The sequence below is a fragment of the Simplicispira lacusdiani genome, assembly GCF_003604195.1.
Classification (GTDB): Bacteria; Pseudomonadota; Gammaproteobacteria; order Burkholderiales; family Burkholderiaceae_C; genus Simplicispira; species Simplicispira lacusdiani.
The window spans coordinates 250,069-269,081 of sequence record NZ_QXGR01000001.1 but is presented as its reverse complement, the minus strand read 5'-3'; the positions used below and the strand labels follow the sequence as shown (position 1 = coordinate 269,081).

Here is a 19,013-nt window from a genome sequence, read left to right as displayed (position 1 = left end):
TTTTCCCAATGCCGCCAAGGGTTTGCATCGCCCAAAAGGGTGTGGGCGGAGGGCTGTTTCCGGCGCGCGCCGGCATGAACAACCCGGAGGGCTTGCCATTTTCTGTGGATAAGTTGTCTTTTATGCCAGTTCTGTCACCAGGGTTGTCCACAGATCGGCCGGGCGCACGGCGCCCACCCGCGCGGCGGGAGGCTGGGAGAGGGGATGGACAGGGTCAGAAATGCAGCGCGTAGCGCAGCTGCACGAAGTTCTGGCCGGGGTTGGGCTTTTTGAAGCCGCCGTTGGAGGTGTGCTGGATGCGCAGCTGCCACTCATGCTGGCGCTGCGCGCCGTGGTTGAAGCCCACGGCCAGGTGCGTTGCGAAGTTGAAGCGCGTGCTGAAGGCCTTGTGCAGCGTCTCGTAGCGCGGGCTGGCGTAGTTGATGCCCAGTCCCGCTTCGGTGAACCAGGCGCCGTGCCCGCCGCCGTGGCGCAGCCGCAGCGTGGGGCTCACGCCCAGCACCGTGCTGTGCACGCGGCCGGTGGCGCCGTCGGCCTGCCACTGGCTCAGGTAGAAATCCCAGTGGCCCTGCACCACGCCGCCCCACCATTCCTTCTGCCAGCCGTTGCGCCAGGGCAGGGTGGCGCCGATGGTCAGCGCCTGGGTGTCGTCCCGGGCGACGCCGCCCTGCAGGTACACGCTGGGGCCGTCCATGCGGAGGTCGGCCTGGGCATGGGCCGGGGCGCTGGCCGCGAGGGCCAGGACGCAGGCCGTGGCCAGGGGGACGCGGCGGCGCAGGGGGTGGGCAGGGAACATGGAAGGTACCTCGCATCGGCGCGGGGGCGCCACTGTTTTGAGTGTACCGACCATCGTCCCGGCATGGGGCCGGGTGTGGCGCCGGCGCCATGCCGGCGCGCGCCGGTCCTTACTGCATGCCGCGCATGCCGTGGTGGTGGTGGCCGCCGCCCTTGCCGTCGCGCGGGCCGCCATGGCGGTGCTGGCGCAGCGTCTGCTGGTCGAAGGTCTTTTGCTGCGCGGGCGTGAGCGTGGCGTAGAAGGCCTTGGTGGCTTCACCATGGCGGTCGGCCTCGGCGGCGCGCTCGGCGCGCAGCGTGCGCATGCGGTCGATGCGCTCGGGCGTGCTGAGCTGGGCCAGGGCCTGGCGGTCCATGGGGGTGGGGCGGCTCGGAGGTTGCATCGCCTTGGTGAAGTCGGCCCAGGCGCCTTCCTGCGCGGGGGTGAGCTGCAGGCTGGCCTTGAGGTCGGCCAGGTGGCGCGCGTGGCGTTTTTCCATGCGCTGCTGCATCTGCTCGCGCATGCGGGCTGGATCACGCGGCTGGCGCTGCTGGGCGGTGGGGGCGCTGTTCTCGCCAGCGGCGGGCTGGGGGGCGTTTTGCGCCAGGGCCGGCAGGGCCAGGGCGGCCAGCAGGGCGGTGGTGGCGAAGCGGCGGGTCAGGGAGGTGGCCATGGAGTAGTCCTTTCAGGAATGGATCCGCCGGCACGACCGTGCGAGCGGCTGGATTCCAGTGTGCGCCGCCCGTGTATCGCCGCCGTGCACATTGGTTGAGGCTGTGTAAAGTTCTGTCCTGCGAGACCTCCGGGTTTCCAAAGAAAATAGCGGTTTTAAGCTCTATCGCATTGCGCCGGTAGCTATAAAATTAATAGCATTATTCGGAAGGCGGCCGGTCTGGCCGCGCCAGCGCCGACAATGGCGGCCCGGCAGGCTGCTGCAGCCAGCGTCCCATCCGTCAGAAACAAAAGGGTGTCCGTGTTCAAGAACATGATCGTGTACCGCATCGCGCCGCAGTGGCAGATCGGTCTGGAGCAGGTGGAAGAGGCCTTGGCCAAGGCGCCATTCATGGAGTGCGGCGCCACGCAGGAGCGCTCCTGGGGCTTCGTGCCGCCACGCGGCGAGCAGCACGGCCCGCTGGCCGAATCCGTGGGCGGGCAGTGGGTGCTGCGCTTCATGGTCGAGTCCAAGGTGCTGCCCGGCTCGGTGCTGGCGCGCCGGGTGAAGGAAAAGGCCGAACGCATCGAGCAGGAAACCGGCCGCAAGCCCGGCAAGAAGGAAACCCGCGAGCTCAAGGACGAAGCCAAGCTCGACCTGCTGCCCATGGCCTTCACCAAGCTGGGATCGATGTGGATCTGGATCGACCCAGAGGCGCGCACCCTGGTGCTCGACACCTCCAGCCAGGGCCGCGCCGACGAGGTGGTGAGCAGCTTGGTGGAACTGCTGCCGCCCGGCTTCGCCGTGGCGCTGCTGAACACGCAGACCTCGCCGCAGGCGGCGATGTCGCACTGGCTCAAGGAGCAGGACCCGCCCGTGGGCTTCACCGTGGACCGCGAATGCGAGCTCAAGGCCGCCGACGAGGAAAAGGCCGTGGTGCGCTATGCCCGCCACCCGCTCGACATCGAGGAGGTGCAGGCGCACATCGCCGCAGGCAAGCTGCCCACCAAGCTGGCGCTGACCTGGGATGACCGCGTGTCCTTCATGCTGACCGAGGGCCTGCAGCTCAAGAAGGTGTCCTTCCTCGACACGGTGTTCGAGGACAAGGCCGCCGACGACGGCGGCTTCGACACCGACGTGGCGATCGCCACGGGCGAACTCAGCAAGCTCATCCCCGACCTCATCGAGGCGCTGGGCGGCGAGGCCGAGAGCGGCATCGCCAGCGCGGCCGCTGCGGTGGCGGCCTCCGGCGCGGGGCACACCGTGACCGGACCGGCGACGGCGCCCGTGGACATCGACCCCGAATCCGCCCCCTTCTGAACCCCATTTTTCGACAGGACTTTTCCGTGACCGACACCACCGCTTCCGCCAGCGACCGCCCCGCCCTGCCCGACCGCCTCTCGGTGGACCCGCGCAGCCCCCACCATGTGCGCGCCGTGTTCGCGCACGACATCGGCATCCGCTTCAACGGCAAGGAGCGCAGCGACGTGGAGGAGTACTGCCTCAGCGAAGGCTGGGTGAAAGTGCCCTCGCCCAAGACGGTGGACCGCAAGGGCAAGCCGCTGATGATCACGCTCAAGGGCGCGGTCGAGGTGTTCTACAAGTAACGCCCGTGCTGTGCGTCGCCCTGGCGCTTTGAACCGGGCGCTGCCCGGGCCAGCAGCCTCCGTGCAAGGGCCGCCCCGCCGCACTGGAGGCGTCCCCCTGGAGGGGGAAGGCGCCGCAGGCGACTCAGGGGGTGCGACCTAACAGCGAGCGGGCCACCAGCTCCTTCATGATCTCCGACGTGCCGCCGTAGATGCGCAGCACGCGCGCGTCGGTCCAGAAGCGCGAGATCGGGTACTCAGCCATGTAGCCATAGCCGCCGAAGAGCTGCAGGCAGGCGTCGGCCACGCGGCCGAAGACCTCGGTGGTGTGGAGCTTCAGCGCGCTCACGGCCTCGGGCGTGAGTTCGCCGCGCTCGTAGGCGGCGATGCTGCTGTTTAAAAAGGCCTCGGCGGCGGCGATGTCGCTGGCGCACTGCGCCAGCGTGAAGCGCGTGTTCTGGAACTGGCCGATGGCCTGCCCGAAGGCCTGGCGTTCCTGCACGTACTTCACCGTGGCGTCGAGCGCGCCCTTGGCGCCGTGTACCGCCTGCACGCCGATGATGAGGCGCTCGCGCGGCAGCTCGCGCATCATCTGCACAAAGCCTTGGCCTTCCACGCCGCCCAGCAAGGCGTCGGCCGGCACGCGCAGGTCGTTGAAGAACAGCTCGGAGGTATCGCCCGCGTGCTGGCCGATCTTGTCGAGGTTCTGGCCGCGCGTGAAGCCGGGCGTTTTGGTATCGACCAGGAACAGACTCACGCCCTTGGCGCCCGCCGCCGGATCGGTCTTGGCGGCAAGCACCAGCAGGTCGCAGTGCTGGCCGTTGCTGATGAAAATCTTGCTGCCGTTGATGACGTAGCCGTCACCATCCTTTTTCGCGGTGGTGCGGATCGCCTTGAGGTCGCTGCCCGCGCCGGGCTCCGTCATGCCGATGGCCGCCACGGCCTCGCCGCTGACCATGCGCGGCAGCCAGTATTCGCGCTGTGCCTCGGTGCCGCAGTGCAGCAGGTAGGGCGGGACGATGTCGTTGTGCACCTGCAGCCCGCCGACGAAGCCGCCGTAGCCCCGGCGCGAGAGCACCTCCACCACGGCGAACGAGAAGTGCACGCTGGCGCCCGGGCCGCCGTACTGTTCTGGCACGTCGGCGCAGAGGTAGCCGTTCTCGCCCATCTTGCGGAACAGTTCCCGGCTGACGAGGCCGGCCTTTTCCCAGTCGCGGTAATGCGGCTCGATCTCGGTGTCGCAAAAGCGCTCCAGCGATTCGGTGAAGAGCTGCAGTTCGGCCTTCTGCTCGGCCGTGAGGAGGGTGTTGGGGAGCATGGTTGCTATGAAAATAGGAGCTTCTGACGCTTAACAGATAAGCGTCAGAAGCCGAAAAGACTCAAACCCGTTCGAAAATAGCGGCAATGCCTTGGCCGCCGCCGATGCACATCGTGACCAGCGCATAGCGTCCGCCCGTGCGGTGCAGTTCGGCGATGGCCTTGGTGGTGATGATGGCGCCGGTGGCGCCCACCGGGTGGCCGAGCGAAATGCCCGAACCGTTGGGGTTGACCTTGGCGGGGTCCAGGCCCAGCTCCTGCACCACGGCGCAGGCCTGGGCGGCGAAGGCCTCGTTGGCCTCGATCACGTCCATGTCCTGCACCGTAAGGCCCGTGCGTTGCAGCACCTTCTGCGTGGCGGGAACGGGGCCGATGCCCATGTAAGCCGGGTCCACGCCGGCGTGGGCGTAGCCCACCAGGCGCGCCAGGGGCTTCACGTTCAGGGCTTGCAGTCGATCGCCCGCCACCAGCACCACGGCGCTGGCGCCGTCATTGATGCCTGAGGCGTTGCCGGCTGTGACGGTGCCGCCTTCCTTCTTGAACGCGGGCTTCATGCCGGCCAGCACGTCGAGCGTGGTGGCGGCACGCACATGTTCGTCCTCCTGGAACAGCACCGTGCCCTTGCGCGTGGCGATTTCGACCGGGACGATCTGTTCCTTGAAGTAGCCGGCGGCGATGGCGGCGGCGGCGCGCTGCTGGCTGGCCAGGGCCAGTTCGTCCTGCATGGCGCGCGAAATCTTGTAGCGCTCGGCCACGTTCTCGGCGGTGATGCCCATATGCATCTTCTGCCAGGGGTCGTGCAGGATGCCGAGCATGTAGTCGATGCTCTTGGAGTCGCCCATGCGGGCGCCCCAGCGCGCGCCCTGGTCGAAGTAGGGGCCCCGGCTCATGCTCTCGGAGCCGCCGCCCACGGCCACGTCGCAGTCGCCGTAGCCAATGGCCTGCGCCGCGCTGATGATGGCCTGCAGGCCCGATCCGCACAGGCGGTTGACGTTGAACGCGGGCGTCTCGATGGGGCAGCCGGCGTCGATGGCGGCCACGCGGGAGAGGTAGGCGTCCTTGGTGTCGGTGGGAATCACGTTGCCCATGACCACGTGGCCCACGGCGTCGGGCGCGATGCCGGCGCGCGCGATGGCGGCCTTGACGGCGGTGGTGGCGAGCTGGGTGTTGGGCACGTCCTTCAGGCTGCCGCCGAAGGTGCCGATGGCGGTGCGGGCGGTGCTGACGACGAAGACGTCACGGTGGGTCATGGGAAGGCTCCGAAAAGAAACAAGGAAAAAGGATTCAGCGGCCCTGGAAGGCGGCCGGGCGCTTGGCATGGAAGGCCTCGATGCCCTCGGGCAGATCGGCGGTGCGCGCGCAGGCCACGAAGGCATCGCCCTCGGCGGCCAGTTGGGCGGGCAGGTCGTGGTCGAAGCCGGCGCGCATCAGGCGCCGCATGTGGCCGTAGGCCTGGGTGGGGCCGTGGGCCAGGCGCTGGGCCAGTTCCTGCACGGCGGCGTCGAGGTCGGCGGCGGGCAGCACGCGGTTGACCAGGCCCAGGCGTTCGGCCTCCTGGGCGGTGTAGGTGTCGCCCAGCATGGCAATCTCCAGCGCGCGGCGCAGGCCCACGAGGCGCGGAAGCGCCCAGGAGGCGCCCACGTCGCAGCTCGTGCCCAGGTTGATGTAGGCGAGGTTGAAGCGCGTGCCCTCGGCGGCGAGCACGAAGTCCGCCTGCAGCATGAGCGAGAGGCCGGCGCCCGCGGCCACGCCGTGCACCTGGGCGATGACGGGGGCATTGATCTGCGCCAGCAGCGCCACGGCCTCATTGAGCGGTGCCAGCAGGTCGCACGCGCCCTGCACGGGGTCGGCGCGCAGGGTGGCCAGGTCGCCGCCGGCCATGAAGCCCTTGCCCGCGCCACGCAGCACCACGCAGCGCACGCTGGCGTCCTCGGCGATGGCACGCACGGCGGACAGCAGGGCGGTGGCCATGGGCACGTCGATGGCGTTGAGCGCGCCGGGGCGGTTGAAGCTGAGCGTGGCGATGGCGCCCGAGCGCTCCAGCCGCAGGGGAGGTTCCGTGGAGACCGTCATTTTTGCTCCTGAAATAAGAGCTGCTCGCGCTGAATGGACAAGCGCTGGAGCCCGAAAAATCTTGAAATTCAGCGGTACAGCGCCTCGATCTCGGCCGCGTAGGTCTTGTAGATGCTGGAGCGCCGCACCTTCATGGTGGCGGTGACCTCGCCGTCGTCGTGGTCCAGTTCCTTGGTGAGCAGGTGGAACTTGCGGATCTGCGCCACCTGCGCCAGCTTGGCGTTGCCGGTGGCGATCTCGGCATCGATGAGCTGGCGCACCTCGGGGGTTTCGACGAGCGAGCGGAAGTGCGTGAACGGGATGCGCTGGGCCTCGGCCCACTTGCCCACCGTCTCGTAATCGAGCATGACCAGCGCGCCGACGAACTTGCGCCCCTCGGCGACGATGATGCACTCCTTGATGTAGGGGCTGGCCTTCATCGTGTTCTCGATCTCGGACGGCGTGAGGTTCTTGCCGCCGGCCGTGATCATGATGTCCTTGAGGCGGTCCACGATCTTGATCTGGCCGTCCACCAGGCGCACCACGTCGCCCGTGTGCAGCCAGCCGTCCACGATGCTTTGCGCCGTGGCCTCGGGGTTCTTGTAGTAGCCCGCGAAGACCATGTCGCCCTTGATCTGGAACTCGCCGCCCAGGTCGTCGTCGCCACCCTTGGCGATGCGCCACTCCACGCCGCTCGTGGGCACGCCCACGGTGCCCACCACCACATCGTCCAGCTTGTGGCCCGTGACCATGCCGGTGGATTCGGTCAGGCCATAGACCTCGACCAGCGGCACGCCGAGCACGCGGAAGAAGCGCACCACGTCGGGCGGAATGGGCGCGGCGCCGGTGAGCGCCACCTGGGCCTCGCGCAGGCCGATGAAGTTCTGCAGCGCGCGGAACACCAGCCAGTAGCTGGCGGTGTAGGTGAACATCTCGCCGATGCTCCAGCGCGCGCGCGGCTTCTCTGCCAGCGGCTGGCAGGCGGCGTAGGCCTTGCGGAACAGCGCGCGGCGCAGGCCGCCGGTTTCCTGCAGCTTGATGCTGATGGCGGCGTGCATCTTCTCCCAGATGCGCGGCACGCCCAGGAACATGGTGGGCGCCACCTCGCGCAAATCCTCTTGCACGGTGCGGATGGATTCGCCGAAGTTGACCTGCGAGCCCACGTACACCGGCACGAAGGTGGTGAGCATTTGCTCGGCCACGTGGCACAGCGGCAGGTAGGACAGGTGGGTGGTCTCGCGCGAGAGCTGGAGCCGGTCCACGATGCCCGGCACCACGCCCCGAATGTTGCGGTAGGAAATCATCGCGCCCTTGGGCTTGCCGGTGGAGCCCGAGGTGTAGATCATGAGCCCGATGTCGTCGAGCGTCTGGCGCTCCAGCGCGGCTTCGACGTCCGAAAGCCTGCCGCTTTGCGCGCCCAGCCGCTCCACCTCGCCGAAGGGGATGATGAGGTCGCGCACCTCGGGCGCGAAGCTGCGCAGGCCCTTGGTTTCCATGACCACGATCTTTTTCAGGCGCGGCAGATCGTCCAGGGCTTCGAGCACCTTGTCGGTTTGCTCCTGGTCTTCGCAGACGATGACCTCGATGTCGGCATGGCCCACCACGTAGGCCACCTCGGGCGAGGGGCTTGTGGGGTACACGCCCACCGTGACGGCGCCCACCAGGCCCGCCCCCATCTGGGCCAGCACCCATTCGATGCGGTTCTCGGAGATCACGCCGACATGGCCGCCTTCGGGCAGCCCCAGGGCGCGCAGGCCCAGGCCGAAGTGGCAGGCACGCTCGAAATACTGCGCCCAGGTGAAGGGCTTCCAGATGCCGAAGTCCTTTTGCCGGATGGCGACGCGCGCGGCATCCTGGCGCGCGCGCTCGCGCAGCATCTGGGGCAGGGTGAGTTCGGGGAGGTTCAACATGTCAGTGATCCATTGCGCATCGCGCACCCGCAGCCGTCAAACTGGCGCGGAAAAAGCCAGGGCCGCCGTGCAAGGGCCGCCCCGCCGCACGGGCGGCGTCCCCCTTCCCGCATCGCGCAGCGAGGCGAGAGAAGGGGGAAGGCGCGAAGCGCCACAGGGGGTTGTTCGCTCTCATGACAACCAGCGCTTGCGACGCTTGTAATGCTTGATCTCTTTGAAGCTTTTCGCTTCGCCGCCGCCGCCCATGCCGAGGTAGAACTCGCGCACGTCGGGGTCGTTGGCCAGTCGCTCGGCCGAGCCGTCAATGACGATCTTGCCGTTCTCCATGATGTAGCCGCTGTGCGCCACGGCCAGGGCCACGGTGGCGTTCTGCTCCACCAGCAGCATGCTGGTGCCGCGCTCGGCGTTGATGCGCGCGATGATGGTGAAGATGTCTTCGGTGAGCTTCGGCGACAGGCCCAGCGAGGGCTCGTCGAGCAGGATGAGCTGGGGCTGGGCGATGAGCGCGCGGCCTATAGCCAGCATCTGCTGCTCGCCGCCCGACAGGTAGCCCGCCAGGCCCTTGCGGCGCTCGTGCAGGCGTGGGAAGTAGGTATAGACGAGGTCGAAGTCGGGCTTGGCCGCGCCATCGCGGCCCGTGAGGGCGTAGGTGGCGGCGACCAGGTTTTCCTCGACCGTCAGGTCCTCGAACACCCGGCGCCCTTCCATCACATGCGAGAGTCCGCTGCGCACCAGTTGCTGCGGCGCCAGCGCGGCGGTGCTCTGGCCGTTGAAGAGGATGCTGCCGCTTTCCAGCTCGCCGTCCTCCAGCGCGAGCAGGCTAGATACCGCCTTGAGCGTGGTGGACTTGCCCGCGCCGTTGCTGCCCAGCAGCGCCACGATCTGGCCGCGCGGCACGGCCAGCGACAGGCCGCGCAGGGCCTGCACGACCTTGTTGTAAATGACCTCGATGTTGTTGACTTCGAGGACGTTGTCCGTGGCGTTCTGGGTCATGGCAAATGCAGTGTCAGAGCTTGATCCAGTCGGAGGCAGCGACCATTTTTTGCGCCTTCATGTCGGCCTTGTAGACACGGCCCACGGGGATGGAATTGCCCCGGATGGTGATCGGCACGCCGATCAGGCCGCCCGTGTCGAAGTCCTTGATGCTGTTGAGCGCGGCCTTGAGGTTGGCGCCCGTCAGCGGCTTGTTGGCATCGAGGCAGCGCTTGGCCGATTCGAGGAACAGCATCGCGGCCAGGCAGCCCTGGATGTAGGCCGTGCTCTGGTATTCCGGGCGCATGGCGCGGATTTTTTCCAGCATGGGCGCCTTCTCGGTGTCGTAGTAGTAGCGGTAGGGCATCACGCCCATGAAGCCCTCGCCGACCTCGCCCATCTTCATGACGGTGGAGCTGTCCATGGTCCAGAAGGTGCCCATCCACTTCGACTGCATGCCCTGCTGCTTGCCCTGGGTGATGAACTCGGGGATGGGCGCGAGGATGTAGCCGTGGAAGATGGTGTAGTCGGGCGCGGCGCGGCGCAGCTTGATGACCTCGCCCGAGACGTCCACGCTGCCCGGGGGCGTCATGATCTTCACGACCACGTTCAGGCCCAGCTTCTTGGCCTCGGCCTCGCTCTCGTCGATGGGGTCGCGGCCGAACTCGGAGTCGGAATAGACGAAAGCCACCTTGGCACCGGGCTTTTCCTTGGCGATGTGCTTGAGCAGGATGCCGAACATCTCGGTGTAGTCGGGGCCCACCATGAACTGGTGGGGGTACTTCTTGGGGTCGTTCAGCTCGGTGGCGAACGAGGCGCCGGCCATCAGGATGTTGCCGTTGCGGTCCAGCTCGGGGTTGATGGTCTTGGCGAAGCCCGTGGAGTCGCCGTAGTAGACGTTGACCTTGTTCTGGCTGGTGATCTTCTTGAACGCGGCGACGGACACATCGACCTTGTAGCCGGTGTCCTCGGGCACGTACTTGACCTTGCGGCCCTTGATGCCGCCCGCGTCGTTGACGATCTTCACGTAGTCCTGGATGCCGGCGTTGATGCCCACGCCCGCGAAGGCGAACACGCCCGTCATGGGGATGGAGCCGCCGATGACGATCTCCTCGGCGCCCTGGGCGAGCACCGACAGCGGGTGCGTGAGCGCGGCGGCGCCCGCGGCGGCGGCGCCCAGCATCAGGTGGCGGCGCCGGGTGGAAATGCGTTGCTGGTCCATGCGTGTCTCCTTCGGTTGGTTGTGTGATGGCATGAAAACGATGGCGTGGCTCAATTGCGGAAGGGCCACAGGTGGAAGAAGCGGCGGATGCGCCGCCACACTTCGGCCAGGCCGTGCGGCTCGAACACCAGGAAACCGATGATCAAGAGGCCGAAGATGATGGTGCGCACGGGCGAGAGGAACACCGTGTACTGCGTGCTGTTGGGCAGCAGGTCGAACACGAGCTTGAGCAGCTCGGGCACCATGGTCATGAACACCGCGCCGAGGATGCCGCCCAGGATGCTGCCCATGCCGCCGACGATGATGGCCGCGAGGAAGAAGATGGACATCAAGAGCGGAAAGCTCTCGGGCGTGACCACGCGGAAGAAGTAGGCCCACAGACCGCCGGCCACGCCGGCGTAGAACGAGGACAGGCCGAACGACAGCAGCTTGTAGCGCAGCAGCGGAATGCCCAGCACCTCGGCCGAGATGTCGCGGTCGCGGATGGCGATGAAGGCGCGGCCGATGCGCGTGCGGAACAGGTTGGCCGCGCCCAGCAGCATCAGCACCGTGACGGGCACGATGAGCCAGTAGAGGCGGAACGAGGTGTCGAGCAGCACGCCGAACAGGCTGGCCGGCGGCACGCTCAGGCCACCCGTGCCGCCCGTGAACTGCAGGTTGGCGAACAGGAAGTGCGCGATGAACGAGGCCGCGATGGTGGCGATGGCCAGGTACAGCCCCTTGACGCGCAGCGAGGGAATGCCCACCACGATGCCGCCGAGCATGGCGACGAAGCCGCCCGCCAGGATGTTGAGCAGGAAGGGCGTGCCCGCCTTGGCCTGCAGAATGGCCACGGTGTAGGCGCCCAGGCCCATGAAGGCTGCCTGGCCCAGGCTCACCAGCCCGGTGTAGCCGGTGAGGATGTTGAGCCCCGTGGCGCTGGCCACGTTGATGCTCACCAGGCAGGCCAGGTAGAGCCAGTAGTCGCTGGCGACAAAGGGGAACAGCACCAGCAGGGCGGCGGCCACGGCCAGCCAGACCTTCTGCGTGCGCGAGTCGAACAGCGCCGCGTCGGCGACGTAGGTTTCCTTGAGGGTTCCGATGCGCATCAGAGTCTTTCGATTTCGTGCGTGCCGAACAGGCCGTAGGGGCGCAGCATGAGGATGCCGACCAGCACGATGAAGGTGGCGAGCAGCTTGTATTCGCCGCCCAGGTAGGCGCCCGCCAGGGCTTCGACCAGACCGATGCACAGGCCGCCAATGAGCGCGCCCAGCACGCTGTCGAGCCCGCCGACGATCACCACCACCAGCACGGACAGACCGAACACCCCCATGCTGGACGAGATGCCGCCGATGGAGCCGACGATGATCCCGGAGATGGCCGCGAGCATGGCGGACGCCACCCAGGCCAGCGAGAACACGCGCGGCACGTTGATGCCCACGGAATAGGCGGCGGCCTGGTCGCTGGCGGTGGCGCGCAGCGCCACGCCGCCGCGCCAGAAGCGGAACACCAGCAGCACGGCGGCGATGAACAGCACCGCGATCACCGCGCCCCAGAACACCTTGGGCGCGAGGAAGGCATCGCCCACCATGATGGGCTGCGTGGGCATGAACTCGGGCAGGCGGCGCTGGTCGGCGCTCCAGATCATTTCCACCAGGCCCACCAGCACCGAGGCCAGGCCCACCGTGACCATGAACACCGAGATGGGTGGCTCGCCCAACAGCGGGCGGATCATGGTGCGCTCGATCACCGCGCCCAGCAGGCCGGTGCCGAGCACGGCGGCCGGAATGGCCAGCCACAGCGGCAGCGCCATCATGGAGGCGAAGGTGAAGAACAGGTAGGCGCCCACCATGAGCAGCTCGCCAATGGCGATGTTGACCACGCGCGTGGCCTTGTAGACCATGACGAAGGCCAGCGCCGCCAGGGCATAGAGGCCGCCACTGGCGATGCCGGTGAGGCTGATTTCAAACAGATAGGCCCAATCCATCATGCGGCTCCTTGCGCGGTGGTGGCACCCGCCTGCAGCTTGCGGCGCAGGTCGCCCACGTCGCCCGAGCCGAGGTAGGCGCGGTTGACCTCCGGGTCGGCCTGCACCACGGCGGGCGTGCCCTGCGCGATGACCTGGCCGAAGTTGAGCACCACCACGTGGTCGGACAGGTCCATCACCATGCCCATGTCGTGCTCCACCATCAGCACCGTCACGCCCCATTCGGCGCGCACGTCGAGGATGAAGCGCGCCATGTCCTCGGTCTCCTCGCGGTTCATGCCGGCGACGGGTTCGTCGAGCATCAGGATCTCCGGCTGCATGGCCAGCGCGCGTGCCATTTCCACGCGCTTTTGCAGGCCGTAGGACAGGGCCGAGACGGGCGCGTGGCGGATGTGGTCGATTTCGAGGAAGTCGATGATGCGCTCCTCGATGTCGCGGCGCAGTTCGGCCTCCTCGCGGCGCGCGCGGCCCAGGTAGAACAGCGCGTCGAACACGTTGGTCTTGAGGTGCGCGTGGCGGCCGAGCTTGATGTTGTCGAGCACCGTCATGCCCCGGAACAGCGCGATGTTCTGGAAGCTGCGCCCCAGGCCCATGCGGGCGCGCCGGGGCGCGGGGATGCGCGTGATGTCCTGGCCTTTGAAATAGATGCTGCCGCCCGTGGGCCGGTAGAAGCCCGAGATGGTGTTGAACAGCGAGGTCTTGCCCGCGCCGTTGGGCCCGATCACGGCGGTGATGGAACCTGGCTGCACGCCAAAGCCCACGCCGGACAGGGCCTTCACGCCGCCGAAGGCAAGCGTCACGCCGTCGATCTGCAGCAGGGGGGCGGCGGCCGGGGGGCCGCCAGGGGTTTGTGTCGCCATCGGCTTGTATGCGGGTTTGTGCGAACCAAAAAAATATCTACTTTTCCGTAGACTGCTTACTCGCGAGTAGATTCTGGACGCCACTCCCTATCCTGGCATTGGTGTTTTCCCGGTGTAATACCCTTATGACCAAAACAACAGCCGCTAGAGCAAGCAAGACCAAGACCCCGCTGGCGGCCGCGTCGCCCTGGGCGAGCGCGCCCGACCGCGAACAGCAGCGCGAGGCCAAGCGCCGGGCCGTGCTGCAGGCGGCGGCGGAGCTGTTCAACGAACGGGGCTTCCACGCCACCTCGCTCGACGACATCGCCGCGCGCCTGAACGTGAGCAAGCCCACGCTGTACTACTACGTGAAGAACAAGGACGAGATCCTGCTGCAGTGCGTGCGCCAGGGGCTGGAAATGACGCTCGAAGGCATCGAGGCTTCGCGCCAGGCCGGAGGCAAAGCCGTGGACCAGCTGCGCGCCTGCATGCAGGCGTATGCCGACATCGTCATGCAGCCCTTTGGCATGTGCCTGATCCGCGTGGGCGACGAAGAAGTGCCCGAGCCCAGCCGCACCGAGCTGCGCCGCATGAAGTCCGAGATCGACCACGCCTTCCGGCGCCTGGTGGCCCAGGGCGTGCAGGAGGGCTCGCTCGCGCCCTGCGACCCGAAGATGACAGCCTTCGCCATCGCGGGCGCGCTGAGCTGGATCGGCCGCTGGTACCAGCCGGGCGGCGAGTACACGCCCGAGCAGGTGGCCCGGCAGTGCATCGCCACGCTGTGCGATGGGGTGCTGCGGCGGGTGGACATTCCCGCGCCAAAGGCAAGCCGGGCGCCGCGCAAGATTGCTTCAAAAACAGTAGCTTGAGACGCTTTCTGGTGAGGGTTTTCAGATGTATTTCATTCTGAAACACCCAGTTAATAAGCGCCAATAGCTCACTTTTTTGTAGCTATTGGCGTACTCGCCAGGTCGTCGAGGATGGGGCACTCGGGTCGCTGGTCGCCATGGCAGCACTGCACCAGCGATTGCAGCGTCCGCTGCATGGCCTGCATGGCGGCGATGCGTTCGGCCAAATCGTCGATGTGGGCCTGGGCGATGCGCTTGACCTGGCTGCTGGCACGGGCCTGGTTTTGCCACAGGCCCATCAGCTCGCGGATTTCTTCCATCGAGAAGCCCAGGCCGCGCGCGCGGCCGATGAAGCGCAGCGCGTGCACGTCGGCCTCGGTGTACTGGCGGTAGCCGCTGTCGGTACGGCCCACCTGCGGCAGCAGGCCCAGCGATTCGTAGTGGCGCACCATGCGCGCCGAGACGCCGGCGCGGCGTGCGGCCTCGCCGATGGGCACGGGGGCGCCGGGGGCGGCCGTCATGGAGCGACCTGGTAGCCTTCCTCGGCGATGGCGGCGGCCAGGGCCTCGCGCGGCTGGCTGCTGTCCACGTCGACACGGTTCTGCGCGCGGTCGATGCGCACCTGGGCCTGGGGGTCGAGTTGCTGGATGGCGCTGGTGACGGCGCGCTCGCAGTGGCCGCAGGTCATGCCCTGGACTTCGAACTGGTATTGCATGAGGGTGCTCCGAAAGGAAAAGTGATTGACGGGTGCGATGATGAACCTTAACACCGTGGAAAGGTCAACCCTGCGCTGCCCCATGGCCTTGCTGCGGTTATGGTGGATGCCAATCCGCGCTTGACCTTGCCATGATGTCAAGGATTACGGTAGAGCCCATGAACACATCCGCCCCCACCCCCACCTCTTCCGAGCCGCACGCGCTGGACCTGTCCATCGGCGGTATGACCTGTGCGAGTTGCGTGGGCCGCGTCGAGCGCGCGCTGCGCAAGGTGCCCGGCGTGCAGGACGCCACCGTGAATCTGGCCACGGAATCGGCGCGTATCCAGTTTGCCCCGGCCGAGGGCGGGGACACCGCCATGGATGCGCTCCTGCGCCGCGCCGTGCGCAACGCGGGCTACGAGCCGCTCACGCCCGCTGCCAGCGAGGCGCGCGAGCAGGAAGGCGCGCCCTGGGCGGGCTTTGCGCCGGTGGCCATCGGCCTGCTGTTGTCGGCACCTCTGGTGCTGCCCATGCTGGGCGACCTGTTCGGCGCGCACTGGATGCTGCCGGCCTGGCTGCAGTTCCTGCTGGCCACGCCGGTGCAGTTCATTCTGGGCGCGCGCTTCTACAAGGCGGGCTGGCATGCGGCCAAGGCGCTGAGCGGCAACATGGACCTGCTGGTGGCGATTGGCACCAGCGCGGGCTGGGGGCTGTCGGTGTGGCTGTGGCTCACGGCGCACCCGGGGCACACGCCGCACCTGTATTTCGAGGCCTCGGCCGTGGTGGTCACGCTGGTGCTGCTGGGCAAGTGGCTCGAAGCCCGCGCCAAGCGCCAGACCACGGCGGCCATCCGCGCGCTGCACGGGCTGCGGCCGGACGTGGCGCACCTGGTGGGCAAGGGCGGCGAGGTGGACGTGCCCATCGCCGAGGTGATGGTGGGCGACCGCCTGGTGGTGCGCCCGGGCGAGCGCATGCCGGTCGATGGCGTGCTGCTGGAGGGGCAGACGCAGGTGGACGAATCCATGCTCACCGGCGAGCCGCTGCCGGTGGCCAAGGAGCCGGGCGCGCAGGTGACGGGCGGCTCGATCAACGGCGAGGGCCGCATCGTATTGGAAGTGCACGCCGTGGGTGCCGAGACAGTGCTCTCGCGCATCATCCGCCTGGTGGAGGACGCGCAGGCCGCCAAGGCGCCGATCCAGCGCCTGGTGGACCAGGTCTCCAGCGTGTTCGTGCCCGTGGTGCTGGTGATCGCCTTGCTCACGCTGCTGGGCTGGCTGTGGGCGGGCGTGGGCACGGAGACGGCGCTGATCCGCGCCGTGGCGGTGCTCGTCATCGCCTGCCCCTGCGCGCTGGGGCTGGCCACGCCGGCGGCCATCATGGCGGGCACGGGGGTGGCGGCGAAACACGGCATCCTCATCAAGGACGCACAGGCGCTGGAGCTAGCGCACAAGGTCGATACCGTGGCCTTCGACAAGACCGGCACGCTGACCGTGGGCCAGCCCCGCCTGGCGGCGCTGGTGGTGGCGCCGGGTCTGGACGAGGAAGCGGTGCTGCGCGACGCCGCCAGCCTGCAAAGCGGCAGCGAGCACCCGCTGGCGCGCGCCGTGGTGCAGGCCGCGCGCGACCGGAGCCTGGAGCCGCCCGCGCCCGACGGCGTGCGCGCCGTGCCGGGCCGGGGCAGCGACGGCGAGGTGCAGGGCCGCAGCTACCTGCTGGGCAGCCTGCGCTGGATGGAGGAGCTGGGCGTGGCGCTGGGGCCGCTGGCCGAGCGCGCGCGCGCCCTGCAGGACGAGGGCGCCACGGTGTCGGCCCTGGTGCAGCGCACGGGCCAGGGGCTGGCGCTGCAGGCGCTGATGGCCTTTGGCGACGAGCCCAAGCCCGGCGCCCGCGAGGCCTTGGCGGCACTGAAGGCGCGCGGCATCCGCACCGTGATGATCTCGGGCGACAACCGAGGCGCGGCCCTGGCCATGGCGCAGCGCCTGGGGTTGGATGCCCAGGATGTGCGCGCCGAGGTGCTGCCCGGCGACAAGGCGGCGCAGGTGGTGGCATTGCAGCAGGGCGAGGGCGGCGTGCACCGCACGGTCGCCATGGTGGGCGACGGCGTGAACGATGCCCCGGCGCTGGCCGCGGCCGACGTGGGCATGGCCATGGGCAACGGCACCGACGTGGCCATGCACGCGGCCGGCATTACGCTGATGCGCGGCGACCCGAAGCTGGTGGCGGCGGCGCTCGACATCTCGCACCGCACCGTGGCCAAGATCCGGCAGAACCTGTTCTGGGCCTTTGCCTACAACGTGGCCGGCATTCCGCTGGCGGCGCTGGGCTACCTGAACCCGGTGGTGGCGGGGGCGGCCATGGCGCTGAGTTCGGTGAGCGTGATGACCAACGCGCTGCTGCTCAAGCGCTGGCGCATGTGACAACTACGTAGGCCACGGTCACGCGGGTCTGGCAAACTGCAACGTCTGGTTGCATCTGCGTGCCGGGGCATGCGGGGCAGCGCTACTGTTTTCGCCAGATCAAGAGAGGAAGACCACCATGTCGCTTTTTTCGCTCATGCGGTTGTTCACCATCCGTTTTCGCATGCTGGGGGCCATCGGCGTGGTGCTGTGCCTCTTGGGCATGCTGGGGGGGGCCGGGATGTGGGGCATGCTGCGCATCCAGGACATGAGCGGGGACTTCATGGCCAACGAGTTCACCGAGGTCAGCCACCTGGGCGAGCTGCGCGGCGCCTTGGGGGCGGTGCGCCAGCATGAGAAGGACATGATCATCCTGTACGAGAAGCCCGAGGCGGTGAAGCAGGCCCATGCCAAATGGCTGGCCAGCCTGGAGGAGTCCAAGAAGGTGGCGGCGCGCTTTCTCGCGGGGCCCGAGGACAAGGACAACGCCCTGGCGCGCAGCCTGGCGCAGCGGCTGGACAACTACCGCGAGCAGTTCACGCATGTGGCGCGCCAGCTGGAAGCCGGCGGCTACGACTCGGCCACCATCGCCAACCGCATGAGCGCCAAGGCCGTGGCCGAGTTCGAGGCGGCCGACAAGCTGGTGCAGGAACTCGACACCATCTTGCGCAGCGAGGTCCAGGCCTCGGTGAAGGAGCAGGAGCAGGCGGCGACCCAGACCAAATGGCTGTTCGCGCTGGCGGTGCTCATCACCGTCCTGGTGGTGGCGCCGCTCACCTGGCTCAACATGATCGCCATCTGCAAGCCCCTGGCCGAGGCGCAGCGCATGGCGCTGGCCATCGCGGGGGGGGATTTGTCGCAAAAAATCCATACCGAGGGGCGCGACGAGGCGGCCGACCTGCAGCGCGCGCTGGCCGAGATGCAGCGGGGCCTGGGCGCGCTGGTGGCGCAGGTGCGCGAGGCCAGCGGCAACATCGCCACGGCCAGCCAGGAGATCGCCAGCGGCAACCAGGACCTGTCCTCGCGCACCGAGCAGACGGCGACGAATGTGCAGTCCACGGTGGGCTCGCTGGAGCAGCTCACCGGCACGGTGCAGCAGACGGCCACGTCCTCGCAGACGGCCAACCAGCTCTCGGTGTCGGCCTCGGGCACGGCCACGCGCGGCGGCGCGGTGGTGCAGCAGGCGGTGGCCAGCATGCACGAGATCTCGGCGTCGAGCCGCAAAATCAGCGACATCATCGGCCTGATCGACTCCATCGCCTTCCAGACCAACATCCTGGCCCTGAATGCCGCCGTGGAAGCGGCCCGCGCGGGCGAGCAGGGCCGGGGCTTCGCCGTGGTGGCCTCCGAGGTGCGCAGCCTGGCGCAGCGCTCGGCGGCGGCGGCCAGCGAGATCAAGGGCCTCATCAGCAGCAGCGTGGCGGCCGTCGATGGCGGCGTGCGCCATGTGGAGGACGCCGGCACCGCGATGAAGGAGATCGTCGACAGCGTGCAGCGCGTGGGCGACATCATTGGCGAGATCACGGCCGCCGCGTCCGAGCAGTCGGCCGGCATCGGCCAGGTGAACCAGTCGGTGGGCGAGATCGACCGCATGACGCAGCAGAACGCCGCGCTGGTGGAGCAGTCCGCCGCCGCCGCCGAGTCGCTGCGCGAGCAGGCCGCGCGCCTGTCGCAGGTGGTGCAGCAGTTCCGCCTGGCCGACGGCGTGCAGGGCCAGTCCCCGGACCATGCCCCGGCGCGCCCGCCGGCTGTTGCGAGCGGCCGCCGCCTGCTGGCCTGAT

Annotated in this window: 18 protein-coding genes; 5 read left to right on the top strand and 13 right to left on the bottom strand. The window is 68.2% G+C overall.

Going from position 1 to position 19,013, the window contains the following annotated elements; genetic code table 11:
- Positions 1-214: 214 nt before the first annotated feature.
- Both D8S75_RS01235 and D8S75_RS01230 read right to left on the bottom strand, forming a co-directional pair.
- Positions 215-796 (bottom strand): acyloxyacyl hydrolase, encoded by a 582-nt coding sequence (locus D8S75_RS01235; protein ID WP_119964108.1) that lies wholly within the window; start codon positions 794-796, stop codon positions 215-217.
- A gap of 109 nt (positions 797-905) precedes the next feature.
- Positions 906-1,448, bottom strand: coding sequence for a Spy/CpxP family protein refolding chaperone (locus D8S75_RS01230; protein WP_119964107.1), 543 nt, complete (start codon positions 1,446-1,448; stop codon positions 906-908).
- Between the two features lie 300 nt (positions 1,449-1,748).
- Between D8S75_RS01230 and D8S75_RS01225 the strand changes: the two genes are divergently transcribed.
- Together D8S75_RS01225 and D8S75_RS01220 are read left to right on the top strand one after the other, a co-directional pair.
- Positions 1,749-2,747, top strand: a complete 999-nt coding sequence (locus D8S75_RS01225) for a recombination-associated protein RdgC (RefSeq protein ID WP_119964375.1) — start codon at positions 1,749-1,751, stop codon at positions 2,745-2,747.
- 26 nt (positions 2,748-2,773) lie between these two features.
- A complete protein-coding gene (locus tag D8S75_RS01220; RefSeq protein ID WP_119964106.1) occupies positions 2,774-3,034 on the top strand; it encodes a DUF3297 family protein in 261 nt (86 codons plus the stop codon).
- Between the two features lie 124 nt (positions 3,035-3,158).
- Here the strand turns inward: D8S75_RS01220 and D8S75_RS01215 are convergent, their stop codons facing one another.
- From D8S75_RS01215 to D8S75_RS01175, 9 genes are all read right to left on the bottom strand, one after another.
- Positions 3,159-4,331: an acyl-CoA dehydrogenase family protein gene (locus D8S75_RS01215; RefSeq protein ID WP_119964105.1), complete on the bottom strand. Its 1,173-nt coding sequence runs from the start codon at positions 4,329-4,331 to the stop codon at positions 3,159-3,161.
- A 61-nt stretch (positions 4,332-4,392) separates the two neighbouring features.
- Positions 4,393-5,580, bottom strand: a complete 1,188-nt coding sequence (locus tag D8S75_RS01210) for an acetyl-CoA C-acyltransferase family protein (protein ID WP_119964104.1) — start codon at positions 5,578-5,580, stop codon at positions 4,393-4,395.
- 34 nt (positions 5,581-5,614) lie between these two features.
- A complete protein-coding gene (locus D8S75_RS01205; RefSeq protein ID WP_119964103.1) occupies positions 5,615-6,403 on the bottom strand; it encodes an enoyl-CoA hydratase/isomerase family protein in 789 nt (262 codons plus the stop codon).
- Positions 6,404-6,471: 68 nt separating this feature from the next.
- Positions 6,472-8,292: an AMP-dependent synthetase/ligase gene (locus tag D8S75_RS01200; protein WP_119964102.1), complete on the bottom strand. Its 1,821-nt coding sequence runs from the start codon at positions 8,290-8,292 to the stop codon at positions 6,472-6,474.
- Between the two features lie 171 nt (positions 8,293-8,463).
- Complete coding sequence (locus D8S75_RS01195) at positions 8,464-9,285, bottom strand: ABC transporter ATP-binding protein (protein WP_119964101.1); 822 nt, start codon at positions 9,283-9,285, stop codon at positions 8,464-8,466.
- Between the two features lie 13 nt (positions 9,286-9,298).
- Positions 9,299-10,486, bottom strand: coding sequence for an ABC transporter substrate-binding protein (locus D8S75_RS01190; RefSeq protein ID WP_119964100.1), 1,188 nt, complete (start codon positions 10,484-10,486; stop codon positions 9,299-9,301).
- A gap of 50 nt (positions 10,487-10,536) precedes the next feature.
- A complete protein-coding gene (locus D8S75_RS01185; protein WP_119964099.1) occupies positions 10,537-11,574 on the bottom strand; it encodes a branched-chain amino acid ABC transporter permease in 1,038 nt (345 codons plus the stop codon).
- Positions 11,574-12,455: a branched-chain amino acid ABC transporter permease gene (locus D8S75_RS01180; RefSeq protein ID WP_119964098.1), complete on the bottom strand. Its 882-nt coding sequence runs from the start codon at positions 12,453-12,455 to the stop codon at positions 11,574-11,576. The genes D8S75_RS01185 and D8S75_RS01180 overlap by 1 nt, the downstream gene beginning before the upstream one ends.
- Positions 12,452-13,312: an ABC transporter ATP-binding protein gene (locus D8S75_RS01175; RefSeq protein ID WP_119964097.1), complete on the bottom strand. Its 861-nt coding sequence runs from the start codon at positions 13,310-13,312 to the stop codon at positions 12,452-12,454. Before D8S75_RS01175 ends, D8S75_RS01180 begins: the two co-directional genes overlap by 4 nt.
- Positions 13,313-13,437: 125 nt before the next feature.
- Between D8S75_RS01175 and D8S75_RS01170 the strand changes: the two genes are divergently transcribed.
- Positions 13,438-14,160: a TetR/AcrR family transcriptional regulator gene (locus D8S75_RS01170; RefSeq protein ID WP_119964096.1), complete on the top strand. Its 723-nt coding sequence runs from the start codon at positions 13,438-13,440 to the stop codon at positions 14,158-14,160.
- A 68-nt stretch (positions 14,161-14,228) separates the two neighbouring features.
- Here D8S75_RS01170 and cueR read toward each other — a convergent pair whose 3' ends face one another.
- On the bottom strand, positions 14,229-14,660 hold the full coding sequence (cueR, locus tag D8S75_RS01165) for a Cu(I)-responsive transcriptional regulator (protein WP_119964095.1): 432 nt from the start codon (positions 14,658-14,660) through the stop codon (positions 14,229-14,231).
- Positions 14,657-14,854, bottom strand: a complete 198-nt coding sequence (locus D8S75_RS01160) for a heavy-metal-associated domain-containing protein (protein ID WP_119964094.1) — start codon at positions 14,852-14,854, stop codon at positions 14,657-14,659. Before D8S75_RS01160 ends, cueR begins: the two co-directional genes overlap by 4 nt.
- Before the next feature lie 158 nt (positions 14,855-15,012).
- On the opposite strand from D8S75_RS01160, the gene D8S75_RS01155 reads away from it, so the two are divergent.
- Positions 15,013-17,253: a heavy metal translocating P-type ATPase gene (locus D8S75_RS01155; RefSeq protein WP_119964093.1), complete on the top strand. Its 2,241-nt coding sequence runs from the start codon at positions 15,013-15,015 to the stop codon at positions 17,251-17,253.
- A 118-nt stretch (positions 17,254-17,371) separates the two neighbouring features.
- Entirely contained in the window at positions 17,372-19,012 is a 1,641-nt protein-coding gene (locus D8S75_RS01150; protein ID WP_119964092.1) for a methyl-accepting chemotaxis protein, read from the top strand.
- Position 19,013: the final 1 nt, after the last annotated feature.

Bases quoted from the DNA above. Each gene is read 5' to 3' on its own strand.
- D8S75_RS01235 (WP_119964108.1), bottom strand. From the start codon at position 796: ATGTTCCCTGCCCACCCCCTGCGCCGCCGCGTCCCCCTGGCCACGGCC.
- D8S75_RS01230 (WP_119964107.1), bottom strand. From the start codon at position 1,448: ATGGCCACCTCCCTGACCCGCCGCTTCGCCACCACCGCCCTGCTGGCC.
- D8S75_RS01215 (WP_119964105.1), bottom strand. From the start codon at position 4,331: ATGCTCCCCAACACCCTCCTCACGGCCGAGCAGAAGGCCGAACTGCAG.
- D8S75_RS01210 (WP_119964104.1), bottom strand. From the start codon at position 5,580: ATGACCCACCGTGACGTCTTCGTCGTCAGCACCGCCCGCACCGCCATC.
- D8S75_RS01205 (WP_119964103.1), bottom strand. From the start codon at position 6,403: ATGACGGTCTCCACGGAACCTCCCCTGCGGCTGGAGCGCTCGGGCGCC.
- D8S75_RS01200 (WP_119964102.1), bottom strand. From the start codon at position 8,292: ATGTTGAACCTCCCCGAACTCACCCTGCCCCAGATGCTGCGCGAGCGC.
- D8S75_RS01195 (WP_119964101.1), bottom strand. From the start codon at position 9,285: ATGACCCAGAACGCCACGGACAACGTCCTCGAAGTCAACAACATCGAG.
- D8S75_RS01190 (WP_119964100.1), bottom strand. From the start codon at position 10,486: ATGGACCAGCAACGCATTTCCACCCGGCGCCGCCACCTGATGCTGGGC.
- D8S75_RS01185 (WP_119964099.1), bottom strand. From the start codon at position 11,574: ATGCGCATCGGAACCCTCAAGGAAACCTACGTCGCCGACGCGGCGCTG.
- D8S75_RS01180 (WP_119964098.1), bottom strand. From the start codon at position 12,455: ATGATGGATTGGGCCTATCTGTTTGAAATCAGCCTCACCGGCATCGCC.
- D8S75_RS01175 (WP_119964097.1), bottom strand. From the start codon at position 13,312: ATGGCGACACAAACCCCTGGCGGCCCCCCGGCCGCCGCCCCCCTGCTG.
- D8S75_RS01170 (WP_119964096.1), top strand. From the start codon at position 13,438: ATGACCAAAACAACAGCCGCTAGAGCAAGCAAGACCAAGACCCCGCTG.
- cueR (WP_119964095.1), bottom strand. From the start codon at position 14,660: ATGACGGCCGCCCCCGGCGCCCCCGTGCCCATCGGCGAGGCCGCACGC.
- D8S75_RS01160 (WP_119964094.1), bottom strand. From the start codon at position 14,854: ATGCAATACCAGTTCGAAGTCCAGGGCATGACCTGCGGCCACTGCGAG.
- D8S75_RS01155 (WP_119964093.1), top strand. From the start codon at position 15,013: ATGAACACATCCGCCCCCACCCCCACCTCTTCCGAGCCGCACGCGCTG.
- D8S75_RS01150 (WP_119964092.1), top strand. From the start codon at position 17,372: ATGTCGCTTTTTTCGCTCATGCGGTTGTTCACCATCCGTTTTCGCATG.